Raw genomic sequence first — 22,683 nt, forward strand, 5'->3', positions numbered from 1 at the left:
GAGGAATGGTAAGATGCCACACGTATATGAAGGAAAGTTGGTTGCCCAAGGGTTAAGATTTGGCATTGTTGTCAGCCGCTTCAATGACTTTATCACTGCTAAACTGTTGGAAGGTGCCATCGACACATTGAAGCGCCACGGGGCGGAGGATGAACAGATCTCCGTGGCCTGGGTGCCGGGCGCATTTGAAATCCCGTTGATCGCTGACCAAATGGCGGCCACCCATCGGTATGACGCCATCATCACGCTGGGCTGTGTCATCCGGGGGGCGACCAGCCATTATGACTATGTGTGCAACGAAGTCTCCAAAGGTGTGGCACAAGTAAGCCAGCGCCACCAACTTCCGGTCGTGTTTGGGGTAGTGACGACGGAGACGATTGAACAAGCCATTGAGCGGGCCGGAACCAAAGCGGGGAACAAAGGAGCGGAAGCGGCGGTCAGCGCGATCGAAATGGCCAATCTGATGCGGCAAATCAACGGCTAACAGAAAGAGGAAAAGGCATGGCGCATGATGTAAAAATCAAGCTGGACCTATTTGAAGGGCCATTGGATTTGTTGCTACATCTCATTGAAAAAGCGGAAGTCGATATTTATCAAGTTCCCATCGCGCAGATTACAGAACAGTACATGCAGGTCTTGTATGAAGCGCAAGAGCTTGAATTGGAGGTAGCCAGTGAGTTTTTAGTGATGGCGGCCACGTTGCTGGCGATCAAAAGCCGGATGCTCTTGCCGCGGCAAGAAGAAGTGTTGGAAGATGATTTCACTTACGATGAAGAGGAATGGTTGGTAGACCCGCGGACGGAATTGGTGGAGCGTTTATTGGAGTATAAGCGGTACAAGCGGTTGGGTGAAGTGTTGCGCGAACGGGAAGAGGAGCGTAGCAAAGTGTATTCCCGACCGGCGATGGACCTCTCCTCTTACACGCAGGAAGCCAACCCAGTCGAAGGCCTTACACCGGATGATCTGTTGCAAGCGTTTGTCGATGCCCTCAAAAATCGCAAACCTCCCGAGCCGATGGCCAAAGTAGCTCGGGAAGAGATTTCCGTCAGTGCCCGCATGGATGAAATATATAATGAACTGTTGGAACAGGGGCAACTTTTCTTTACGAAGATGTTAAAGTGGGACACGTTGACGAAAGAGCGGGTGATCACTACCTTTTTGGCTTTACTAGAATTGATGAAAATGAAAAAAATCATCTGCCGGCAACATGCGCTGTTTGGGGAAATCTTGATTGAGCGGTTAGAAGTGGGGGGAAGCCAAACGTGAGCCAAGAGATGAAAGCCGTCATTGAAGGACTTCTCTTTGCTGCGGGGGAAGACGGTCTGAGCTTGAAGGAAATCGCGGATGTGACCGGAATGTCCAAAAAGGATGTGGAATTGCTCATCCACGACATGCGAGTGGATTGGAAAGAGCAACAGCGAGGCGTGCAAATCATGAAAGTGGCACAAGTTTACCAAATGACTACATTGCCCGAACACGCCGCTTATTTCGAAAAGTTGGCGCAAGCCCCCAACCGGTCACAATTGTCGCGGGCGGCGTTGGAAACGCTGGCCATCATCGCCTACCGCCAGCCGATCATGCGTGCGGAGATTGAAGAGATTCGCGGGGTGAAAAGTGATCGAGTGGTTCAGGTGTTGCAAAGAAAAGGGTTGATTCGCGAAGTGGGCCGAGCGGAAGGAGCGGGCAGGCCCATTCTGTACGGGACTTCCCGTGAATTCCTGGATTATTTTGGACTCAACCATATTGATGAGCTTCCTCCCGCTGATTCCATTTTTGATTGGCAAGAATGGGAGCAAGAGCGGCAAGACCTGTTTGAGCGGTTGGGCGTGGACACCGACGTCATTCAACCGGACGCTGAGATGGAAGCAGAAGAGCAACCTATGTTAGAATCAGTTCATGAAAGTTGAATAGCAACGTTCAACGTTTGTTTAAAAAAGTGCCTTCGGGCACTTTTTTTTGTTTTAAATGAGAAGGATGGCGGGAACACAGATTTGTTCTTTTTTTGTAAGATTGGCAAATGACATGGTTGATTTATAATAAAAAGCGAGTGATATTATAGATCTTCATTTATAAAGAAATGGATTGGCGGAATAAAAAATGATAAAAAAAGAAAGGAATGATCGTTGGAAAAGCAAGCAGGGAAAACGACCAATTGATAGAATATTTAAGTAAATTGATGTACGGAGATCAATGGTGTAAATATATACTTTAGCAACATATTTAGTTGATATTTATTGCATTAACATAAAATAATTCTTTTGATAAATAAAAATATACAGCAAAATATTTTTTAATTCTTTTTGAGAATGTAGCGGAAAGGAGCTTTTAATTTGTTACATCAATTGATCACCAGAGAAACCATCGTGCTCAAAGATTTCGTATCCCATTGGAAAGAGGCGGTGCGGATCGCGTCTCTTCCGTTACTCCAGTTGAAATATATTGAAGAACACTATATCCAAGCAATGATTAAAATCATAGAGCAATGGGGCCCCTATGTCGTGTTGACACCACATGTGGCGATCACGCATGCCAGGCCTGGATCAGGGGTTAACCAGTTGTCGATGAGTTTGTTGCGCCTGAAAGAGAGTGTTTCTTTTGACAGGGGCAAAGAGGTGCATTTGATCATCGTATTGGCTGCAGTCGATAATCATTCCCATTTAAAAGCATTGGCAGAGTTGTCTAACTTGTTGTCACGGGAAGAAAACATCCAAAAAATCATTCAAGCCGATGAAGCGGATGAGATCTTAGAAATCATTCGGCAATATTCCAATGATGTGGAAATCAGCGGTTATCCGCGTTTTCCGGGTTCCGCTTGATCTGGATTTCGCGGCCGGGTCCGTGGAAATTGCGCGATGCAGTGTATACATCCCCACTTTCCTGCAAAAAATACCGAATAATGGCAGGTGGTGGGGTTGTTGTTTCTTGGGCTGCTTGTTTTGGGCTTGTTGATTGCATTATTGGTCATCATCTGGTTTACCGCACTCCGTGTTGAATTGGTGTATAAACGCGAACAAGGAAATGATCGGGGCGAAATCATCCTTACCGCATGGCGGGGCTTGATTCGGTATCGCATTGCCATTCCGCAAATACAGTGGAAAGGCTTGGATCAAGGGGTAAAAGTAAATACCCGATCCAGCATGTACAAGATGATCGGAAATGGGAGTGCGGAGCAACAAAATTCCGAAGTGAAGGTAAACAAACGCCTTTTGAAGAGATTAAACAGCGCGTACAAAGAGATGGTGCGAAATGTATCAGGTTTTCACCAAATTCTTCGTTGGTTTTTGACCAAAATTACCTGCGAAAAACTGGTTTGGAAGTCGCGTATCGGTACGGGGGATGCGGCAGAAGCAGGCATTTTGACCGGGATGGCGTGGGCCATCAAATCGACCCTCATCGGGTGGTTCTGTTCAAGGGTCAAGTGTCGGCATCAGCCGCAGATCACAGTCGACCCCGAATTCCATGCGAAGGTGTGGGATACGCATGTCAATGGCATAATCCGTTTTAGGATCGGGCATGCTATCATTGCCATTAAAAGATTACTAGTTCATATGCGGAAAGGAAGAGTACGCTAAATGTCTGAGCATCCAATTCAAAACTTAATGAAAACCGCTATGGAAAACATTCGCGACATGGTCGATGTCAATACAATTATTGGCGATCCAGTAGAAACGAATGAAGGATAGGTAGTTCACAAACGATACCAAGAAGCAAAGCTGTACTAGGCCCCTTAAATCCTGTATTTTAAAGACAGCACGAGGGGAGAAACAACATGCCAAAGAAAACAGGGAAATATGATCAGGCGTTTCGTGAACGGAAGTTAGAAGAGATTAAATCGCTATTGGCGCAAGAAGGATATATTGTAAAATCGCCGGAGTATGTCAACAATCGCACGAAGTTGGAGATGCAATGCCCCCATGGGCATGAGTGGCGAGCCACTTGGGACAACATCCGACAGGGTAAAAGATGTCGGCAGTGCTATGAAATGGGCATACAAAAAGCCGCTAAAACCAAAAAGCCAACTCGCAAAAACAAACCCCGCGAAGAACACCGCGCGGAAATGTTTGCGAAGTTCAAAAAGGCACTGGAAGCGGAAGGTTACACGATTCAAACTGACCACTACATCAACAACCAAACCAAAGTGCCTGTCATTTGTCCAAGAGGTCATGAGTGGTCAACATCATGGAATCAGTTTGATTCAGGAAAAAGGTGCAAACAGTGCTGGATCGAAGATTCAAGATTGACACAAGAACAAGTAGAGATGGAATTAAATAAGGAAGGCTGCAAGCTCTTAAGCCAGTATGAGGGAATGCTCAAACCGTTTAAGTACCAATGTTCTTGTGGAAGAGTCTCTTATATTCGCTTGCCTGATTTCAGAAGAGGTGTTCGATGTCAAGCGTGCGGTGGGAACAAACGCAGAGAGACACTGCGTATGCAACGATTGAAGAAACTGATGGGATATACTGAGTGATGCTTTACTATTTACTAAGTTGATTTCATTAGAAGAAAAGGGGTAACCAATTGCAGGGTCACCTCTTTTCTATAGGGTATATACTTTATAAAGTTCCCCTCTATTTTCAAAAAATAATGGTAAATAAACATCTTTTATGATATTTTATAATAAGAGTTTTAAAAAATAGTATTTTAGGAGGTAAATTGGTTGAAGAAAAACACTAAGAAATTATTGTTATTATCTATTATGCCTATTACAATTACTGGTGTTTTACTGTCAACACAATTAGGATCAGCAAATGAAAAGTTGGATATTAGGGTTGAATCAACTAATAATAGTGTTGATGTGAGTTTTAATTCGGTGGGGAATACAATTAAAGTGTTTAAAGACGAAAAAATTTATAAGCAGTTAAATGTACAAACCGGTTTGTTCAAAGCTTCGAAAAAAAATGATGTTCAACTATCTAATTTGGGAAGTGATACTCCTCAAAGATTAAAAATTAAAGCTTATGATGGGGATAAGATTGTCGATGAAGCAGTGATTGAAACCTCAACATTACGTTCAGAAGAAGATAAAAAACAATATAAAGATAATCCTCTAAAAGATTCCAATCTGATTACAATTATTAGGAAAAATGAAGTGAAATTAAGCTGGTCTGGAGTTCCTGATGATGATCAAACTTATGAAGTATATAGGGATAAAAAAATAATTGGTGAAGTTAAAGGCACTGAATATGTAGATAATAGTGTAACGGCTAATAAAAAGTACATTTATGAAATTATCGGGAAAACAAAGATTAGTGAGCAAGAGAAAAAAAGAAAAAAAGCTAAACTAAAACAAATGAAAGTACCTATAACTAAAAAAGATGAAGAGAACTTATATTATGTATCAAATACTCTGACTAAAGAGGTTACTACTAATGGAGACTATACAGTTAAATCTAATAAACAGAAAACCATTAGTACTAGTTCTGCTTCTAATACAATTTTAGGATACGGTCATTTGTTAAGATACCAAATTTTCATTCCAGCTGTAAAAGTACTTAATCCTTCGCTGTCGGCTTATAAATGGCCAAAATTCACAGGTGATACAAGAACTGGTTATGATTGGTTTAGTAATCGATATAGAACACGTGCCGATGTGTATATTTTATTTGATAAGTCAAAGATTATTATTAAAAAAGATGCTAATTATACTGTTGCATATGATTGGTTTGGGAATGTAGCTTATAAAAAGAAAGCTAATTTATCGAATGTAAGGTTAACAGCTAGATCTTTTGGTTCTGATTCTGGTGGAAGATATGCAAAAGTAGGATTGACACATTCAGTCTTTGATCCTTTAGTAGAACCAATTAGTGGGGCGCCTGCTGTAGATTATTATTATAATGCTAAAGTTTACGAAAACGGGGCTGTAACTGCTTTAGGACAACATGACCAGGCGCCTTCGCATGAATTATGGATGATCGCGTATCCTGGGGATGCAGATACTAAAATTCATACCTATCCAAATCAAGGTCTTCATAAGTTAATATCTGTATATCCATCAGTTAATTGGAGTTATGCTCCATAATGAAAGGATGAATAATTTGAATAACAGAACCGTTAGATTTATATTGTTGTGTTTAATGCTGATAGCCCTTATTTTTCCGAATACAAAAGTTTCTGCGGAAACTTCGTTCATAACTTACTCAGGCTCTATTGACGGTAAAAAATTACATGTATACAAATTTGCTACCTCTTCAGAAGGGATGGTTAACATTGAAGATCTTGGGACATCAAGCTCATTAATAACATATCAGTTAGTCTCAGAGGATTCGAAAACTGAATATGTGAGTGGTGATGTTTTACCTGCAGGTACATATTTGTTCAAGGTTAACTCAGATGACACTAACACAGGTAAATATAGTTTTAAATTAAGTGGTATCCAATTTTTAGGAACTCCAGATAATTCATTACCTACATTAAATGTAACAAACCCAACAGGTAGCTTAGTAAGATTAAGTAAGGGTACTTCAACTATAAATTTAACAGGTAGTACAAACGGAACCCAAGCAAGTGTCTCTGTCAATAAGGTTAACTATAGTTTAGCAGGGAATTTTACAAAAACAGTTAATCTAAAGTATGGTTTAAGTACAATCAATTTTAAAGCAGTAAACTCTAACGGTAATATGGTGTTTGAATCACATCAAGTTATAGCGCCAGGATATAAAAGGTTAGATGGTACTAATCGTTATGCTGTGTCTGCAAATATAAGTAAGGAAATTGATGAATTTAGAGGTTTAGAAGAAGTAGATAAGACAATAATTTTAAGTAATGATAGTGCATTTGCTGACGCATTATCAGGAGTGACTATAGCTGCTAAAGAAAAAGCTCCCATTTTACTTACTTCAGCTACAAATGGTATTCCTAGTGAAGTGAAGACTGAAATTGAAAGACTTAAATCAAACAAAGCTATAATCTTGGGGGGGGAAGGTTCTGTAGCAGTTTCAACTGAGGATGAGTTAAGAGCTTTAGGAGTAACTTCTATTGAGAGAATAACTGGAACCAATAGATATGAGGTAGCAACTAATATTGCTAAAAAAATTATAACACAAGATACTGATACTGCTTTTATTGCTTCAGGTGAAAGTTTTCCTGACGCTTTGTCTGTTGCATCAATTGCTGGTCAATTACAAATACCACTACTTACTACTAATTCTAGTAATTTGTCAGCAGAAGTAAAAACATTTTTAGCCAATAATCCGCAAATTAATCATTTTGTTATATCTGGTGGTTCTGTAAGTTCAACTGTCGAGAATCAATTGAAAACATATGGTACTGTATCTAGAATTAGTGGATCAAATAGGTTTGAAGTTGCTGAAAATGCAGCCAATGCATTTAATATAATCCCAAATACAATTACAGTGGCAAACGGAATGGATTTTCCTGATGCATTGACTGGCGGGGTTCTTTCAGCCTTATCTAAGGGACCTCTACTTCTAGCAACTCCAACTTCCACTCCTATTGAAACACTGCGTTACTTTGAAAAGTACAGTCTAGATATTAATAATTTTTATATTTTAGGAGGTACAGGTTCAGTTTCAAATGATACAATTAATAAGCTTTATCCATATATACAATAAAAAAGCCTGGCATAGCCAGGCTTTATAAGAAAAGAGCGGGTTAAAATGAAGTTATCATTAACAAATAATAAAATATACCGAAAGTTATTAAGTGCATTGTTCACTTGGATTTTGTTTTTATTAGGTTATTCTTATGTAATTATTGAATCTACGACGAGTGAATTTATGTTTTTTTTAGCCATTGCAAGTTTTTTTTCTTTTATTGGTATTTTTGGTTATGGATTAATGGTATCAATATTTTTTGATTTTATAACTAAAAAAATAAAAGGTGTTACAAGGTATATTGTTAAGTTTATTCTCTATGTTATTTCTGGTTTGATTGGAAGTGCTATTATTTCAATTGGTCAAAATGATCTGGAACAATTTTATATTTTCACTACAATAATTGCGATTGTATATTTTTTAATTGATGAGTTGAATGCAATGTTTATAAATAAAAATTAGTGTACTTTTTTGTGGGAAGATTAATCAAAGTTGATAGCCTAGCAATTTGCTGGGCTTTTTTATATTAATGGTCCGTGAACCTCCTGGCATTTTTGCACCATTACGGTTCACAGATCGTTTTGTTTTTTTTGTTTTAATGAAAATACTTAAAATGGCTGAAGTTCACATACAGTTTTTAGCTGAATCCATAAAGGATTGAAAATCAGTAGGTAACCTTTAGAGAAAATAAAAAAGGACGATTTCGCTCGTCCTACCTTAATCATGACCAATTGAAGCTCCTTCCCTCCAACCAGGAAGGGGTCTTTTCGTTTGCCGTTGAAGATGATTAGGTATACATCTTCTCATAAAATTTCATCTTGTTATGGCACACTTCGCAATCGGGAGCGTGGCCGTCGTTGTTCGTGTCTTTGTATTCTTCCCAGCAAAATCTGCACTTCCAGCGGTAGATGACTCGACCGCCGTCTTCGTCTTGGTCGTCATTGCTTGATCCCCAGAAGAATGAAAAGCCTTCACCCAAACCACCATTCAACGCGACCACCGAGAATGGATTAAATACGAAACGGCGATGTAGCCATGGTTTAAACATGTAACTCCCTCCAATTAAAAAATGAATGGTTGTGATCATGTGACGGACATCGATGCCTTTATAGCAGGCTTGAAACCGGCATTAATTGTTTCCAGAACACATCCGGAAATTTTTTGGCTAAAGCGGTACCCTCACGTAGAACTCCCAAAAGCCATCGTTTTTTTTCGTTCGATCGCGATGTGCAGAGAGTTTTCTGCTAAGATCAATGGTGTTAATATTCCCTCACGCGAGTATCATTACCAGCTTGGTCTAGTCTCCGGCTTTCCTCCCATTGCGGTCGAATTTTTTTGTGATTTTTGCGAAGATAACAGCCTTGAAGTACAAGGAGCCATGTTTGAGTATGCAGGGCGGTATTTCTTTGGGCGATACAATGACGCAAAAGCGATTGCTGCATGGTTATGGTCCCAAGTGCCTATCTCTCCATCAGAAGTAAAAATTGACTATCATGGGCGCAAATTGAGCCTGTATCCGCCCAACGACACAAGAGCATAAGGTTGTGGCCATGATGTTGGACGCCTTACCAAACCCGGTAAGGCGCTATTTGTTTAGCTCCAAGGTGGATCGGCGATAAAGCGCATGTGATCACCTCCATTCACTATGATAACTTTATATTATCATGTTAATTTTAGATATACAACATCATTTTCAGAAAAGGGGCACAATCCTGGCATTGGCTCCCTTTTATGTGTTAATTTAAGAATGACATGTTATGAAGAGGAGCTAGACAATGGAATATCGATACACTAAAGAAGTTGCGGGAAAAATTTATCCTGAGCCATACAAAGATCACACTTTTCTTTTTCGTCTGGCTGATCTGTTAGAGAAAAAAGGGTACAGCCAACGCCAAATCGCACGCATCATTGATGTGAACCATCCCTTCATCAATAAGATGGCAAATGGGAAAATAGAAGAATTGCCGTTAGGACATGCCCTGAAACTGTGCATAGAACTGGAGTGCACGCTGAATGATTTGCTACCAATTGTGAAATTGAATCAACAAGAAGAGAAGGCTTGAGGTGGGTTGCTTCCACTTCAAGCCTGTTCTTATTTCGCACAAAAAATCGAAGCGTAATACAAAAAGTCATACAAAATGATTGAAAAGTAATACTTTTAGTAATACAATATGGATGTCAGAAAAAACAGAAAGGAGCATATGCATTGGAAACCGCACAACACTTAACAGAAAGCCATTCAGCCATTGAAAAGCAGTTTATCGGCCAAGATGGTCGTCCGGTCATCACCCTTCGTGGACGATCGGCCGCCATTGATATTGGAAATACCGAAGTCAACTGCATCTTTGGCAGTGAAAAGTCCCGCTTTGTCTTTCCCAATGTTATTGCCGAAATGTCATTCGATGATGTGCTGGAGCAAGAGAATGACATTCTAGAAGGTCTGCGCGTAAAAATTGATTCACCGGCTCTGAACCGGAAATGGGGAACTCTCGCCGTTGGCCAGTTAGCCGCGAGGCAACAGGATGAACGGAGAGAAATCTCCCCCGGCTCAATAAAGGCTAACGAAGATCAGTCATTCATCGTGTTTCTGACGGCATTGGCAGTTGATGCAGTGAAGCATTTTGCGGTGAAAGATGGCGTTTGCTTCGCCACATATTGCTTAAGTGGCGGATTACCGATCAGTGAGTTCAAAAACAAAGAGCTGCGCAAGCAATTTAAACAGAAGATCACCAATGGTGTGCATAAGGTGACGTTTTTGGAAACGGCTTCCCCCTATCGCCACGTTGAAGTGCATCTTGAAGTGTTTGATGTGAAGTTAAGCTCAGAGGGGCAGGCAGCGAATCTGGAACTGACGACCGATGCCTTTGGCGGCTACAAACCGCTACCGGGGACGGAAGGGAACTACATGATTTTGGACAACGGAGGCGGAACCCTGGATTGTGCGGTGATTTTGGCTGGTGGGAAGACGGACAACGAACGGTCCAAAGGGGAGCAGAAACTGGGCATTAACAAGACGCTGGATTCCATTCTGGACAGCATATATTCCAAGTACAATGTCACCTTTGAATCGAGAAAGCAGTTGGCTGATCATATCCTGGCTTCAAGGAAAGGTTCGCCGCTATCAACCCAAGTTAAAGATATTCTGGTGCAAGGGAAACCAAAGCCGATTCAAGATATCGTGGATGGCCATTTGCGCAGGTATGCGCAGACCATTTATGAGTACATGAAGCGGAAGTGGAATGAGGTATCCAACTGCCAGTCCGCTTACTTTATCGGGGGTGCGAGCAACCTGATTCGGCCGTATTTGTCGGAGTTGAATCAAGGGGAAGGGATGGCTGGCGAATACGTGATCTATTTTCTTGATCCCAATCAGTCGTTCTGGATCCTGGCGGAGGCGTATCACAAAATCGGTGTCTACCATCGTGAACACGGGAAAAAACGCAAGATTGTGCTTATTCCTCCTCAAGCGCCATAGTGAAAAGGAATGATATAACGGGTTATAATAGAGACCTCTGAAGGGGTCTTTTGTTGTAGGGAGGGAGAAGTCCATTGGTTGAGAAGAAATACGGTCCGGGTACGCAATTACCCAACACCCGATTAAATAAAAAAACGCCGCAATACGTGTTTGACTATTTGGAGAAGCATCAGCCCAAAAGTGCCGATTTGATGCGTTTGATTCAGCTGGGAATCGAAGTGGAGCTCAATCGGGAGCAATACGGGTTGTTTATTCCCTATGCCCCATTGTCTAAGGAGCAGATCCGCGAATTGGAAACCAACGAAATGTTGAAGACCAAGTTCATGCAATTTGCCAAATGGTTCTTTTTTACGGAGGGCAATGAGCCGCCGCCATTTGTTTCTGCTACGGTGAAATCGACAGAATCGATGGCAGCTAATCCCGCTGATTCGAAGAATACGCCTGGTGTCGCGAAAGAGAAACAGATGGACGAAGAGCAATGGCTTTTAACCAATGAATACATGCATCTTGCTATGCAACATCTGGATGATGACGATGATGACTGATGAAGTCAGTTAGACATAGCTACTCATTATTTATAAGGAAGAGGGGATTAGTATGAAAATGATCGTAATCTTCAGTAATAAAGGGGGGTAAATATGATGAATCAATGGAAGTTTTGCATTTTTAAAATAGGAGGATATAGTAGATAAGGTTTAATAATGAGGGTATATATCATTGTAATTGCCTGTGGATTGGCTTGTGTCATCTTGTTGAACCTATAATAGTTTTTCCAGAAGTGAAGGTTGTTTAAGATGAAGGAGGAATATTATTGACTATGGGAAAGTGGAAGATACCTACTATTCTATTAATACTATTAATCATACATATAAATATCCCCCATCTAGCATTAGCGCAGCCTCATACATGGTTGGACACAAAAACAGAGAAGATATTGCTTGCAGAAGGCATTGAAATACCAACGATTCCGAGTAATGACCCGATAGAGATACCGAAAGTGGAGATACCGAGTGACCCGATTGAAATACCGAAAGTGAAGATACCGGAAAATAAGATTGAGGTACCGAAGGCGGAGATTCCCAAAGCCCCGGTGCAAGAATCGACCGGCTTTATTGATCAGTTGCTAAAATGGCTGCAACAGCAGTTATCCTTGATTTTGGCGCTGTTGTGTATGGGACTGGGTCTGTTTTTTCTAAGTACCAACCCCCCTGTGGGTATTTCGATCGTGATGGGAATGGCGGTTGGCGGATTTGGAGCTTGGATGGCTGATAAGGATGTTTCCGGTATTGCGCAAGAGGCGATAATTGGTGCAATAGCTGGTTTGGTCGGATTGGGGGCCGGAGCGCTCGCATTTCGATTGATCGGGGGGAGAATTGCAACACTGGCTCCTCCGTGGCTAGGAAAATGGCTTCCGTCCGTTGGCTCAGGTGGTGTAGCAGGAGTGGCGGACAGTGCCTCTTTTGATTATATGCGTGATGGGAAGGTGGATTGGAAAAAAGCAGGGCTTGTTGGGTTATTAGGTGTCGCGATCGGTTTTGCTTGTATGGGGGTTGCTCAATATGGAGGCAAACTCGTTGCTCCTACCATTGTGTCCAAAATCAATGATATTCCATTAACGGCCGTTTCAGTTTTTAAGGACGGGACGACTTTTCCAAAGACTGTTGGGGATACACCGTTTGGTGTTTGGTTACAGAAGTTTGCTTCGAATGGTAACCATAATACAGTAAAATTCAAAAGTGGATTTGATACTCACTTTACCGTTGGAGAAGGAATAGGGAAAGGGAAAAAAGGGGTTGTCGGAGGACATAATATGCATGACTTCTATAAAACATTGGAAACAACAGGTATGGATCCGAGCAATTTAATAATTAGTAAACAGCAACATCCTACTTTTCCCGGCTTGTATGAAGTACGATACAAGATTCCATCCTTAACTTATGGTCCGGATGGAAAACTAATTCCCTCTGGTCAATTTAAGACAATACGATTTCCTAAAACTGTATATGACCCTAATGTTTATACAGATGCTCAAATGATTCAATGGGGAAAAGAGGCGATGGAAGAAGGTATCAAAGCGAAAAGGATTACTGGGAGAGAAGTAGAGGGCTATAGTTCCAATGGGATGAAATTTAGAGGATATATAAATGATCAAGGGGAAATTACAAATTTTTTCCCTACGTTTAAATAATAACTTGGTTATTATCGGGAAATAGGGAGGTTTTAATGTATGTACAATCATGAGGAGCAAACATATAAAATCTTTTATGATGATAAAGAGAAAAAGGATTTTATGAAATATTATTTTTGGCATATTGGAGATTGTTATTTCATTGATGCATTAAATAATTTTAAAGATAAATCGGGTTTCGGAATAGAATGTGTTGGCATTCTATTTCGTGATGATTTTGATGAATGGGAGGAATATCGTTGTAAAGAAGATGAAGTATCTTTAATTAAAGATTATCCTGCGGCGGAAGAAGATACAATGGGCTATTTGAGTTTTAAGGATTTTTATAATTGCCTTATTGATCACAGTAAAGAATATATCAAAAAATATCCAGAGCATGAGGAAGAGGTTTGCAAACTGTTAAGAGAAATTAAGGAGAGTTTGGATATAAACACATAACGTAGCGGTGCCAATAGTGCGTTTCTCGGAATTTCATCCGAATATTATCCATAACAAAAATCCTCTGACTGAATCAGAGGATTTTTGTTGCTTAATTCCAAAGTGGGCTCAATATGGTCAAATAGAATGTAAGACTTGTACGGGTATGTTGCTATTCTAATTCGAAATTGGATTCAATTTTAGGGAGGTCACCAAACCCTTTGGATACCAAAGGGTTAATTGAGGCTTAAAACTGAAAAAGTATTTATCTTGAAAATTATCTGTCGTTTTAATACAGATGGCGATGTATGTACAGAGTTATTTATATTCCATCGGGTATAACAGGTTATGCAGGCGGAAGAGATGTTTGGTGCGGTAATGGCATTTAGGTAAAAAGTTAGTATTGGAGGTGGATTAACATTGGAATGGGAGTATAAAAAGCCCATTGATGAAAAGCGGATTCGGGAAGTTGAAATGGAATTAGGAGTTCATTTTCCAAAGTCTTTTTTTGATTGTGTATTAAAAAATCATGCGGGACGTCCCAAAACAAAAATTTTATTTGATTTGGGGAGTGAAAAAGAGAAAGTCTTTGGAAATCTGTTTAACTTCAACGAGGACGAAGATAATTTTTCAATCTTGGAGGCACATGAAGTATTGATTGGAGAACACGAAGCTCCAATAGAACTTGTTCCTTTCGCTGATCATCCGGCAGGAAACTTCATTTGTTTTGATTATCGTACACTTGTAGCCGGGGAGCCGATTGTTGTTTTCTTCTATCATGAGCGTGATGAAGACAATATTAAAAAGATTGCCGACTCCTTCTCTCAGTTTCTAGATATGCTATATGAGCCGAGAGACTAGCAACCGAAATATTTTATAGAAGAGCCTACTTGAGCGGGCTCTCTTTTATTTTGTAATTGACTAAACAGGAGGGATTTAAAATGGCTAAGTGGGAAGCAGTAAAGCAGCCGGCTACAGATGAAGACATCCAGCGGATTGAGTAGTTTGTTGGTCAGCGTTTGCGAAGGTTTATTGCTTTTTGGTTTAGTTCAAACTTGGTTTTGTAGATAAAAATCTTTTAATTGGCTATAATCAAAAGGGATAAATATATAAATTTAACGGAAAATTGTTAGTAGAAAGGAGGAGCTATGTGGCTTGGTTTAAGACCAAAAGTGGGATAGGGAGCCTATTAGGTCTCTTTTTTTTGTTGATTGTTTTCTGGAACTCACTCTTCGGATTTTATCAAGGAGTTGGCAAAAGCATGGAGCCAGCCTTAATGGAAGGGGAAGTGTATCTGGTTAAAAAGAATCCCGATACCATTAAGCGAGGGGATATAATCGTTTTTCGAGCTCCAGGAGTCAATCAGGTGCATACGAAACGAGTTGTTGCTTTTGGAAATGAGACAGTCGAGATAAAGGAAGGCCAGCTATATATCAACGGGCAAATCTTGATGGAACCGTATCGTCCACGCTTGGACAAAAGGGTTAATCAAGAAACCGTGGTGGTGCCTGCAGACCATTTCTTTGTTCTCGGAGATAACCGTTTGACGAGCTATGATAGCCGCCAGTTTGGTGCCATTAAGAAAGATGACATCATTGGAGTAGTTGTGAAATAGAAAGGGTGTAATGCTTGTGTTAGATGTTTTGCGAGCTTATTGGGTTCCGCTCATAAAGCAACCAAAAAACACCATTCGACAAGCAATGGAGGAAACATCATCGAAGTTGTTATTTGTGTTAATTCCACTGTTTGGGATTACCTTGTGTCTAGAACAAGCCATGAATAGAGACGCAGGGGATACCACCTCTATACCGGTAATTCTGCTTTTATCCATGGTGATTGGTCCCATCCTGGGAGCGGTCGCCTGGTTTTTAGGAAGCCTTTGTACATTCGGTGTGGCCAGGTTATTCGGAGGTGTAGCAACATTCAGGGAGACGAGTGAAGCAAGTGCATGGGCGACGGTGGCATATACGACAAAGCTGGCCTTGTTCATACCCATGTTGCTGATCTTTCGGCAAGAGAACTTCACTTCTAACACTCCTGATATTGATTCTTCCATGTTCCTTGCCTTATTGTTTTTTCTTTGCCTGACAGCAAACTTTGTCATGACGATTTATTACATCATTGTCCATTCCAAAATCATTGGAGAAATTCATGAGATAGGCTCTTGGAAAGGTTTTGCTTCGATCATTCTTGTTCCTTTAGTACTTATTTTACTTCTATTTCTTCTGGCTTTGTCACAGTAACTAAGGAAGGGGAAGGAATGATGAAGCATTGGCTTAAAAGAGTTAAACAGCATTTACATTCAAAGCGAGGGGCTTCAACGGTAGAGTATATCATCATCATTGTAGCTGGTGCTCTTTTAGCTGGGTTGCTTTTGACTGCAGTAAATAGTTCAGAAATCCAACAATCTCTGCAAGAGAAAGTGGAAGAGGTACTAAGTGACACACCCAACCAGGACGTAAATAAGCCAACCGAACCAACATCACCCCAGATTGTAACGAGTGATCATTCCAAGCCCCCCAGTCTTTCTGATGTGCAGCCAATGAAGTCTCCAGGCGAAAAAGAACCAAGCCTTCTTGACCGGTTAAAACAGAAGACTTTGGATGGTATTGATTGGGCGGGAAATAAAATTGATCAAGGCATCAATTGGTTAGGTAAACAGAAGGATCAGATTTTAAATGAGGATATTAAACGTGCTATCAATGAGCCAGGAGCTTATTTTTCTGAAGTATTTGGATTTGAGGACTATAAGGCTGCTTGGGATAAGTTAACTTCTGATCCTTTAGGCTATGCCAAGGATTCATGGGATAATTTGAAGGCTAGTGTAAACGACATTATTGAGAATCCAGAGAAACTTATTTTCGATAAAGAAATGTTCATGGAAGCGTGGAATGGGAAGGACAAGAATGGAAAGTCTATTCCGCTTCCAAATCGCCTATGGAACATGGTCGAGAGCCTACCGACACCTGTTAAGTTGGTTAAAGTCGGTCGGATAGCTAAGGATACGCTGGTGCCTGACAGTTGTCATTGTGCCATGAAAAATCCAAAAAAAGATAAAGTTAATAATAAACGAGTTAAGCAATTTACCAAAAATGGTGAAGAGAAATTTACCAAGGAAATACTTGCAACAAAGCCGAAGAATTCACCTAACCCTGAAAAGTGGTTAAATAAAGGTGGAAGTATCACTATAGATGAAAAGGGGGTTTGGACTTACCATGATTGGGAAGGGAATTCAGTTTCTTATCCTGGAGGCTATCCAGATTTTAAATCCGCAAAAATGGTAATACAAGAAGTGAAGATTGGTAAGTTTGAAAGTTACTCAAAAGACTTTTCTGAGGCTGATAAACGTGCTCCTAAAGGTCCAAAAGCAGAAACAAGTACTTGGCATCATCATCAGGATGGAACTACGATGCAAGAAGTTAACAAAGTATTGCATGATAGATTTAGGCATAGAGGCGGAATGTCAATTGCCAGAAAGAAAAAATAAAGTGAGGGTTGTTTACTATGAATATTAAGGGATTTGGTAAAGCAACTAAGGAAATGATTCAAAGTCTTGAGCAAGAAATTAGGTTTTCGCTTCCGGAAGATTATAAAGACTTTTTGCGTAAGTATAATGGAGGTACAGCATTAGTAAGGTACAGCACTTTTTATGTAAAAGAACTAAATGAGTGCATTCCGTTGGATGTAATGTATGGACTAGGAGTGGAAAAGTCTTTTGATTTGTTAATGTGGCATAATGAGTATAGAGATGATTTGCTACCTAACAGCTTAATAATAGGCGATGATCCAGGGGCAGGAAAAATTGTTTTAGTTGCTGATCCTGGAAATGAAGGAATTTATTATTGGGATCATGTATTCAATTTCGAACAGTCAGATGAAGATGCAAATACTTATAAGATTGCCGATAATTTCCAAGATTTTATTCGTGGTTTGAAAAATCCATAAGTTAAAAAAAAGTCCCAGATGAGTTTTTAACTTGTCTGGGTTTTGTGTTATAAATGTGAATTAATTCACTATGCTGAACAGTTGGTAGCAGGCTCGGATTATATATGGTTTTTACTGCATAGGTAAAGTAGCCTTACTAGTTTCTGTAAGTTATAGTAAATAAGCAAAAATACATGGAATCCAGCGGATTGAGGAGTTTGTTGGTCAGCGTTTGTCCAGAGATTATGTAGAATGGGTGAAGGTTTATCATGGAAGCAATCCCGGATGTTACATTGATGTAGATGGTGAACCCTATCCTTTCGATCGGTGGTTATCTATTTCAGAAGAAGTAGGGGATGATGACTTTTGCCATGTGATGGGGGAATATAGACAGATGTATCTCACTGATGATTCCGATCCATCCCTTCCTAAAGGGTTTGTCCTCTTTGCATGGGATGGACAGAACAAATGGTATTGTTTCGATAATCGAGGATCAGCTGAATCTCCCTCAATCGTGCTGATTAATTGGGAGGCTCATTATGAGGATGATCCAGACTATGTCGTTACTAAAATAAAAGGATCGTTTAGCGAATTAATGAATAGCTTGTTCTATCCATCTACTTAGACTTGTGTCAACTTTGCTATATTGAAGGATATAATTGATGCAGTAAACCTCAAGATTACTTAAGAAATATTTGATTAACCAATAACGCCCATACACAACCAAGCCAATAGCCATGGCTTTAATCCATGTCAATTCTCCAAAGAGGCTATAGAGTAAGAATCCCCAAACAAGTGGGTAGATAATGGTTCTTGCACTTGATACGAATCGAATGGCAAGGAATGTTGCCAATATGGCGATGGATAGGATTCCAACCAACTTTACCGAGTGTAAGGAAGTGATGATGTACCATAGCGCAAACGGCTCAATGAAATTGATCACAGACAGCCAAAACTCGATTTCCCTTTGCTTACCTTCTGGATCAGTTACATTGATTATCACTTTCATCCCACTCACCCCTCCTTTAAACGAATACCCACTTGCAGAAAAAGCAAGTGGGTGATGGTTATTTGCTCGCATCATCAGCAATCTCATAGGTATAAGCAAATTCATGTAATGAAGCATTGGCGATAATGCGGCTGTATTCAAACAAGATTTCTTCATCGTGATCGCCACTTTCAGGTTTGGCCCAGATCCAGCGGTCCATTTCCACGATCGGTTGGTTTCTTCCGATATGGAGGAGGGTGGCCTCATCGGATGATGGCATGCGGCAGGTGAGTTGTTCGTGAGTGCGGATGGGCAGCAGTTGTTTATGCTCACGCAGCCATTTGAACAACGGAAGTTGGTGATCTTCTTGCCCAACCAATTCGCCAGCTACAGAGGCGAGCAGATAGGTGTCCAAGATCCGGTAAGGAACGCGGTCGACTAGTTGCACGCGATAGCGGCGCAATATGTTCTTATGCTCCGGTATGTTGAGCTTAGCGCCAATCTCTTCGCCGGCGGGGCGGATAGAGGAAGGTTCCAGATAGCGGATGAGGACATCCCGACCAGACGCACGCATGGAATGGATGAAAGAACCGACTTGTTGCAATTCAGGCCCTTTGTTTTTGGGAGTTCCGCCACCCAATTTCACTTTTGGCGCATGGGAACGGACAAAAATGCCGCCGCGAGGAACAATATCGATGAGATTGTCTGATTGAAGGCGAAGGAGCGCTGTCCGGATGGTGGTGCGGCTTACCCCCAATTCTTCGGCTAATACGCGTTCTGCTGGCAATCGCTGCCCAGCTACATATTTCCCTTCTATGATCCGTTTATGGATGATTTTTACGATCTCATCTATTTTGGAGTTGCTCATCGGGTTCACCTCATTCACCGGATAAAGGCTTTTTCCTGATGTTGCAGATAGTCTTGGATGCGAACGCGTTGGGCGGGATGCATCGCAAGCTGTTTCGTTTCTTCTACGGTGAAAAATTGGACTTCATGCGACTCCGAACTAATGGATAATTCACCACCAATAATCCGACATTCAAAACAGATGGAAAACTGTTGGCGCACTTCCCCATCTGAGTAGGCGATGATGTGCTCAGGATCAGTGTAAATCCCGATACATTTTAACACTTCCACCTCAAACCCCGTCTCTTCTTTCACTTCCCGGATGATCGCTTGTTCGATGGATTCGCCTAGTTCCAATGCTCCACCTGGCAAAGACCATAGCGCGTTGTCTCTACGTTTATGGAGCAAGATTTTTCCGTTTGAATCCGTTACCACTGCAGAGGCAGCCGGAACAATGGAGTTGGGTTGGGGGGCGTTTGGTTGATGATAGTAATCTTTTCGTGCCACAGTATATCCTCCAGAATGATTTTTCAAGATGATATTGGTTATTACCAAAGGTTATGTCAATATCGTAGCATAAATATTTAGAATACACAATCGAGATGATCTATTTGGAATTGACAACTGGTAATAACCAAAAAGGAGCAGGAATTGGGATTAACGTTCCTGAGTCTTCCTGACAACATGAAGGCCAATGAAGGCGTTTATTTCTTTAGTGAGTGCCAAGGATGTTGGTCATGGTGGGTCTTGCTAAATGGCACCGAAGACCCACCCGTGATCGTAGAATCTCTTTATGATGAAGCACAAATCCTTGCATGCGAGAAACTGAGCGACTTCATCTTTGCTAATGCCTGGGATTTATCGTTGATGGATAGTCCGTCATTTCAAACCGGGGAATTTTCATGTGAGGAAGCATTTCTGCAAACCTTACGCGATCAGTGTGTGGAAAAACCAACCACCCGCCTTGCTTCCACTGTTCACCGGGACCCGGTGAGTTGGTTCAAAAACGCATTTATAAAGAGTTGAAACAGATGTATCAATGGTCGGCGAAAAAGGAAAAGAAGGCTACCAAAACAGTCGAGATTGACTTTTAAGGGGTTGGTGCGATGGTGATCGATGTTTTGCGCAATGATGAACTGGAGACACAGGAGAAAATGATGTTGCTCCTTTTTTACTTGGGCATGGCCGATCGTTACCAACTCGCCAAGTTGTTGGTAAGATCCGTTCATACTGTGGATCAAACCATCAAACGGTTAAATAAAAAAAGCAAAGAGGAAAAGCACATCCAGTCATGCACTGCCCCATTTAATAAAGGGCCGCGCATGTACCAATTGGGGCCGGCCGGTTGGAAATGGGTGATGGGCTGGTTGGAGGAAGATCGTCGGTATTATGAACGAAGCGAGTCGCAGAAACGGCATTATCGCAGGATGACGGAGATCTTGATCCGGCTTATGCACGCCATGGGTAGAGATGAAGCGCTAGATCGGCTCCGTTTTTACAACACTTATGAGGCTACGGAGATGTTTCGATATCCGTGGGAAGTGGTGAGATGGCAAGAGTGGCAAGATGTGAAGCTAAAGCAGGAAGAAGAAAAGGAATTGCCCCGTCCTGATCTATGCTTGGAGATCGATGATAGCTCTTTCTGGATTGAATACGATACGGCCAACGAAAGCCCAACCAAGATCAAGGCCAAATACCGACGCTACTACCGAGCTTTTAATCAATTGGCTGCACGAGCCAGCTCGCGCAAGCCCGTTGTCTGGGTGACCACATCACGAAGCCGGGTGGAGTTGATGAAAAGCTGGTTGGAAGTGGTGCAGCGAGAATGGGAGTTTCGCGACATGAAAAACCCACCGCCGGAGATGCTTTTTTTCAAAGAAGGGGAGGAAACATCCTACTTTTTGGAGTCACTGGCAGTGCGTACTTAAACGTATACAAGTTGCTTTACTTAAAGCATATCCCTATGCAGGGCTAGAATGTGTACCTGTCACACAAATGCGCTGGCACCGATGAAAAAAGGGTTGATGTGTGATTTTTGATGCCGACTAATTATATCTATTTCTTTTGTTTTCGTTTGAAGTTAATTGATTGCTGTCACTTGGCGAGGCGGGAAAAAGTGAGTGAACAGTGGAGAGGTGGCTTGATACCGAACCGATGGGATCAGGAACACCTTTTTTATTATGCAAAAGAAAGGGCGATGGTGTTGTTTGATGAGTTTGTTGCGCACACATCAGTAGTCTCAATCATGCTTTTGGTAGGGACGACCAGCGTGGTGATCCTTTATTTACTCTTGCAAATCGCATCACTGATGGAGCGGATTCTGACTGGGCAAGGTAAGGAAATGATTGCAGATATGAAAGCCAGATTCATGCCTATGAGTCAGGCGGGTGCGAATATACCACCCTTGAGAAAAGATCATAAGGCGTTTTGGATTTCAGTCGGCATCGGGTATGGATTGGGAGGCTTGTTTTTGTTTTTGCCAGTGATCTTGGTGTTGTTCATTGTTTATTTAGTTTTTCGCTATACCATTTTCAGGTTTGTATAAGTGCCACGGGAGTGTGTACCAAATCTCAAGGAGTTGACGGATGGGATGAGCAAACAACGTTCAAAACAAAAAGTGATTGAGCTGGAAGATGTCATTTTGATTATCAATGGCAGTCCCACACCGGCTGCCTGTGAAAACTTTGTCAGGATGGTAAACCAGATGAAAATATCTCAAAAGAATGCTGCTATACGTTGCAAATGACTTTCTCTTCACTTGGATTGTCTACCGGAACGAGATGAGAATGGTAAGCTATGGGCTTGTATGTCCAGTTGATGTTGGAAGCAAAGATATGCTAAAAAGTAGTGAGGGCGAAAAGGATATTGGAGATGTACCATATCCTTTAGTGAGCTAAAAAGTCTGTGAACCTCCCGGGTTTTTTGCATCATTAACGGTTCACAGATTATTTTGGTTTTTGTTATAATGAAAGTGCTTGAAATGACTGATGTTCACATACGGGTTTAGTTGTAACCATAGTGGTATTGAAATGGGAGCCAAGCGGGTGTTTGTGGTGCAGGAGGCCGGTTTAGTTGTAACCATAGTGGTATTGAAATGCGTACTCCCAACGAGTAAACAGACGGCATCCCCGTTTAGTTGTAACCATAGTGGTATTGAAATAAAGGAGTGGAAAAATGGAATTCTAAGGAGCATGCGTTTAGTTGTAACCATAGTGGTATTGAAATAAAGGAGTGGAAAAATGGAATTCTAAGGAGCATGCGTTTAGTTGTAACCATAGTGGTATTGAAATTT

General features: G+C 41.3%; 29 protein-coding genes and 1 pseudogene. 26 read left to right on the forward strand and 4 right to left on the reverse strand.

The features are described 5' to 3' along the window. Positions 1-13: 13 nt before the first annotated feature. The 10 genes and pseudogenes from ribH to EDC32_RS04485 all read left to right on the forward strand — a co-directional run bounded on the left by ribH (position 14) and on the right by EDC32_RS04485 (position 8,015). A complete protein-coding gene (gene ribH, locus EDC32_RS04440) occupies positions 14-484 on the forward strand; it encodes a 6,7-dimethyl-8-ribityllumazine synthase (protein WP_022736240.1) in 471 nt (156 codons plus the stop codon). A gap of 17 nt (positions 485-501) precedes the next feature. Continuing rightward, positions 502-1,266: a segregation and condensation protein A gene (locus EDC32_RS04445; protein ID WP_054095372.1), complete on the forward strand. Its 765-nt coding sequence runs from the start codon at positions 502-504 to the stop codon at positions 1,264-1,266. An 8-nt stretch (positions 1,267-1,274) separates the two neighbouring features. Then, complete coding sequence (gene scpB / locus EDC32_RS04450) at positions 1,275-1,907, forward strand: SMC-Scp complex subunit ScpB (protein WP_054095492.1); 633 nt, start codon at positions 1,275-1,277, stop codon at positions 1,905-1,907. Between the two features lie 423 nt (positions 1,908-2,330). Then, positions 2,331-2,816, forward strand: a complete 486-nt coding sequence (locus EDC32_RS04455; RefSeq protein ID WP_022736243.1) for a PTS sugar transporter subunit IIA — start codon at positions 2,331-2,333, stop codon at positions 2,814-2,816. 99 nt (positions 2,817-2,915) lie between these two features. Further along, positions 2,916-3,572 (forward strand): DUF2953 domain-containing protein, encoded by a 657-nt coding sequence (locus EDC32_RS04460; protein WP_022736244.1) that lies wholly within the window; start codon positions 2,916-2,918, stop codon positions 3,570-3,572. Then, a pseudogene (locus EDC32_RS04465) lies at positions 3,573-3,680 on the forward strand (sporulation protein YtfJ); the annotation flags it as partial. It lies immediately after the preceding gene. An 89-nt stretch (positions 3,681-3,769) separates the two neighbouring features. Further along, positions 3,770-4,468, forward strand: coding sequence for a hypothetical protein (locus EDC32_RS04470; RefSeq protein ID WP_132220150.1), 699 nt, complete (start codon positions 3,770-3,772; stop codon positions 4,466-4,468). A 189-nt stretch (positions 4,469-4,657) separates the two neighbouring features. Then, the gene (locus tag EDC32_RS04475) at positions 4,658-6,019 is read left to right on the forward strand and encodes a DUF3238 domain-containing protein (RefSeq protein WP_022736247.1); all 1,362 of its coding nucleotides are present in this window, start codon (positions 4,658-4,660) and stop codon (positions 6,017-6,019) included. 16 nt (positions 6,020-6,035) lie between these two features. Further along, entirely contained in the window at positions 6,036-7,571 is a 1,536-nt protein-coding gene (locus EDC32_RS04480; RefSeq protein WP_158283226.1) for a cell wall-binding repeat-containing protein, read from the forward strand. A gap of 45 nt (positions 7,572-7,616) precedes the next feature. Next, complete coding sequence (locus tag EDC32_RS04485; RefSeq protein ID WP_022736249.1) at positions 7,617-8,015, forward strand: hypothetical protein; 399 nt, start codon at positions 7,617-7,619, stop codon at positions 8,013-8,015. A gap of 325 nt (positions 8,016-8,340) precedes the next feature. Here EDC32_RS04485 and EDC32_RS04490 read toward each other — a convergent pair whose 3' ends face one another. Next, complete coding sequence (locus tag EDC32_RS04490) at positions 8,341-8,601, reverse strand: hypothetical protein (RefSeq protein ID WP_054095368.1); 261 nt, start codon at positions 8,599-8,601, stop codon at positions 8,341-8,343. 39 nt (positions 8,602-8,640) lie between these two features. On the opposite strand from EDC32_RS04490, the gene EDC32_RS04495 reads away from it, so the two are divergent. From EDC32_RS04495 to EDC32_RS04550, 12 genes are all read left to right on the forward strand, one after another. Next, positions 8,641-9,093, forward strand: a complete 453-nt coding sequence (locus EDC32_RS04495) for a hypothetical protein (protein WP_132220151.1) — start codon at positions 8,641-8,643, stop codon at positions 9,091-9,093. A 235-nt stretch (positions 9,094-9,328) separates the two neighbouring features. Continuing rightward, positions 9,329-9,616: a helix-turn-helix domain-containing protein gene (locus EDC32_RS04500; protein ID WP_106342816.1), complete on the forward strand. Its 288-nt coding sequence runs from the start codon at positions 9,329-9,331 to the stop codon at positions 9,614-9,616. 143 nt (positions 9,617-9,759) lie between these two features. After that, positions 9,760-11,028, forward strand: a complete 1,269-nt coding sequence (locus EDC32_RS04505) for a ParM/StbA family protein (protein WP_054096050.1) — start codon at positions 9,760-9,762, stop codon at positions 11,026-11,028. A gap of 74 nt (positions 11,029-11,102) precedes the next feature. Next, positions 11,103-11,573: a hypothetical protein gene (locus EDC32_RS04510; protein WP_022736254.1), complete on the forward strand. Its 471-nt coding sequence runs from the start codon at positions 11,103-11,105 to the stop codon at positions 11,571-11,573. A gap of 272 nt (positions 11,574-11,845) precedes the next feature. Further along, the gene (locus EDC32_RS04515) at positions 11,846-13,216 is read left to right on the forward strand and encodes a CdiA family toxin C-terminal domain-containing protein (RefSeq protein WP_132220152.1); all 1,371 of its coding nucleotides are present in this window, start codon (positions 11,846-11,848) and stop codon (positions 13,214-13,216) included. Positions 13,217-13,255: 39 nt separating this feature from the next. Continuing rightward, entirely contained in the window at positions 13,256-13,654 is a 399-nt protein-coding gene (cdiI, locus tag EDC32_RS04520; protein WP_132220153.1) for a ribonuclease toxin immunity protein CdiI, read from the forward strand. Between the two features lie 399 nt (positions 13,655-14,053). Next, entirely contained in the window at positions 14,054-14,494 is a 441-nt protein-coding gene (locus EDC32_RS04525; protein WP_132220154.1) for an SMI1/KNR4 family protein, read from the forward strand. 289 nt (positions 14,495-14,783) lie between these two features. Then, on the forward strand, positions 14,784-15,248 hold the full coding sequence (lepB, locus tag EDC32_RS04530; RefSeq protein ID WP_158283227.1) for a signal peptidase I: 465 nt from the start codon (positions 14,784-14,786) through the stop codon (positions 15,246-15,248). Between the two features lie 16 nt (positions 15,249-15,264). Continuing rightward, on the forward strand, positions 15,265-15,876 hold the full coding sequence (locus tag EDC32_RS04535) for a YIP1 family protein (RefSeq protein WP_158283228.1): 612 nt from the start codon (positions 15,265-15,267) through the stop codon (positions 15,874-15,876). Between the two features lie 17 nt (positions 15,877-15,893). Further along, a complete protein-coding gene (locus EDC32_RS04540; RefSeq protein ID WP_132220156.1) occupies positions 15,894-17,120 on the forward strand; it encodes a DUF4244 domain-containing protein in 1,227 nt (408 codons plus the stop codon). A 17-nt stretch (positions 17,121-17,137) separates the two neighbouring features. Continuing rightward, on the forward strand, positions 17,138-17,578 hold the full coding sequence (locus tag EDC32_RS04545; RefSeq protein ID WP_132220157.1) for an SMI1/KNR4 family protein: 441 nt from the start codon (positions 17,138-17,140) through the stop codon (positions 17,576-17,578). A 187-nt stretch (positions 17,579-17,765) separates the two neighbouring features. Further along, positions 17,766-18,182: an SMI1/KNR4 family protein gene (locus tag EDC32_RS04550; protein WP_281275213.1), complete on the forward strand. Its 417-nt coding sequence runs from the start codon at positions 17,766-17,768 to the stop codon at positions 18,180-18,182. Here EDC32_RS04550 and EDC32_RS04555 read toward each other — a convergent pair. The 3 genes from EDC32_RS04555 to EDC32_RS04565 are packed head-to-tail and all read right to left on the reverse strand — an operon-like array spanning position 18,150 to position 19,898. After that, on the reverse strand, positions 18,150-18,566 hold the full coding sequence (locus EDC32_RS04555; protein ID WP_132220159.1) for a hypothetical protein: 417 nt from the start codon (positions 18,564-18,566) through the stop codon (positions 18,150-18,152). The two genes, EDC32_RS04550 and EDC32_RS04555, sit on opposite strands and share 33 nt — an antisense overlap. 58 nt (positions 18,567-18,624) lie before the next feature. Further along, positions 18,625-19,413 (reverse strand): GntR family transcriptional regulator, encoded by a 789-nt coding sequence (locus EDC32_RS04560; RefSeq protein ID WP_132220160.1) that lies wholly within the window; start codon positions 19,411-19,413, stop codon positions 18,625-18,627. 14 nt (positions 19,414-19,427) lie between these two features. Next, on the reverse strand, positions 19,428-19,898 hold the full coding sequence (locus EDC32_RS04565) for an NUDIX domain-containing protein (protein ID WP_132220161.1): 471 nt from the start codon (positions 19,896-19,898) through the stop codon (positions 19,428-19,430). 144 nt (positions 19,899-20,042) lie between these two features. On the opposite strand from EDC32_RS04565, the gene EDC32_RS04570 reads away from it, so the two are divergent. The 4 genes from EDC32_RS04570 (at position 20,043) to EDC32_RS16250 (ending at position 22,137) form a co-directional block, all read left to right on the forward strand. Then, positions 20,043-20,417, forward strand: a complete 375-nt coding sequence (locus tag EDC32_RS04570; protein WP_106342494.1) for a hypothetical protein — start codon at positions 20,043-20,045, stop codon at positions 20,415-20,417. An 80-nt stretch (positions 20,418-20,497) separates the two neighbouring features. Next, positions 20,498-21,319 carry a replication-relaxation family protein gene (locus EDC32_RS04575; RefSeq protein ID WP_132220162.1) on the forward strand — a complete coding sequence of 274 codons (822 nt, stop codon included), beginning with the start codon at positions 20,498-20,500 and terminating at the stop codon, positions 21,317-21,319. Between the two features lie 188 nt (positions 21,320-21,507). After that, the gene (locus tag EDC32_RS04580) at positions 21,508-21,936 is read left to right on the forward strand and encodes a hypothetical protein (protein WP_132220163.1); all 429 of its coding nucleotides are present in this window, start codon (positions 21,508-21,510) and stop codon (positions 21,934-21,936) included. A 45-nt stretch (positions 21,937-21,981) separates the two neighbouring features. Next, on the forward strand, positions 21,982-22,137 hold the full coding sequence (locus tag EDC32_RS16250) for a hypothetical protein (RefSeq protein WP_158283231.1): 156 nt from the start codon (positions 21,982-21,984) through the stop codon (positions 22,135-22,137). Positions 22,138-22,683: the final 546 nt, after the last annotated feature.

The organism is Laceyella sacchari (genome assembly GCF_004343255.1).
Classification (GTDB): domain Bacteria; phylum Bacillota; class Bacilli; order Thermoactinomycetales; family Thermoactinomycetaceae; genus Laceyella; species Laceyella sacchari.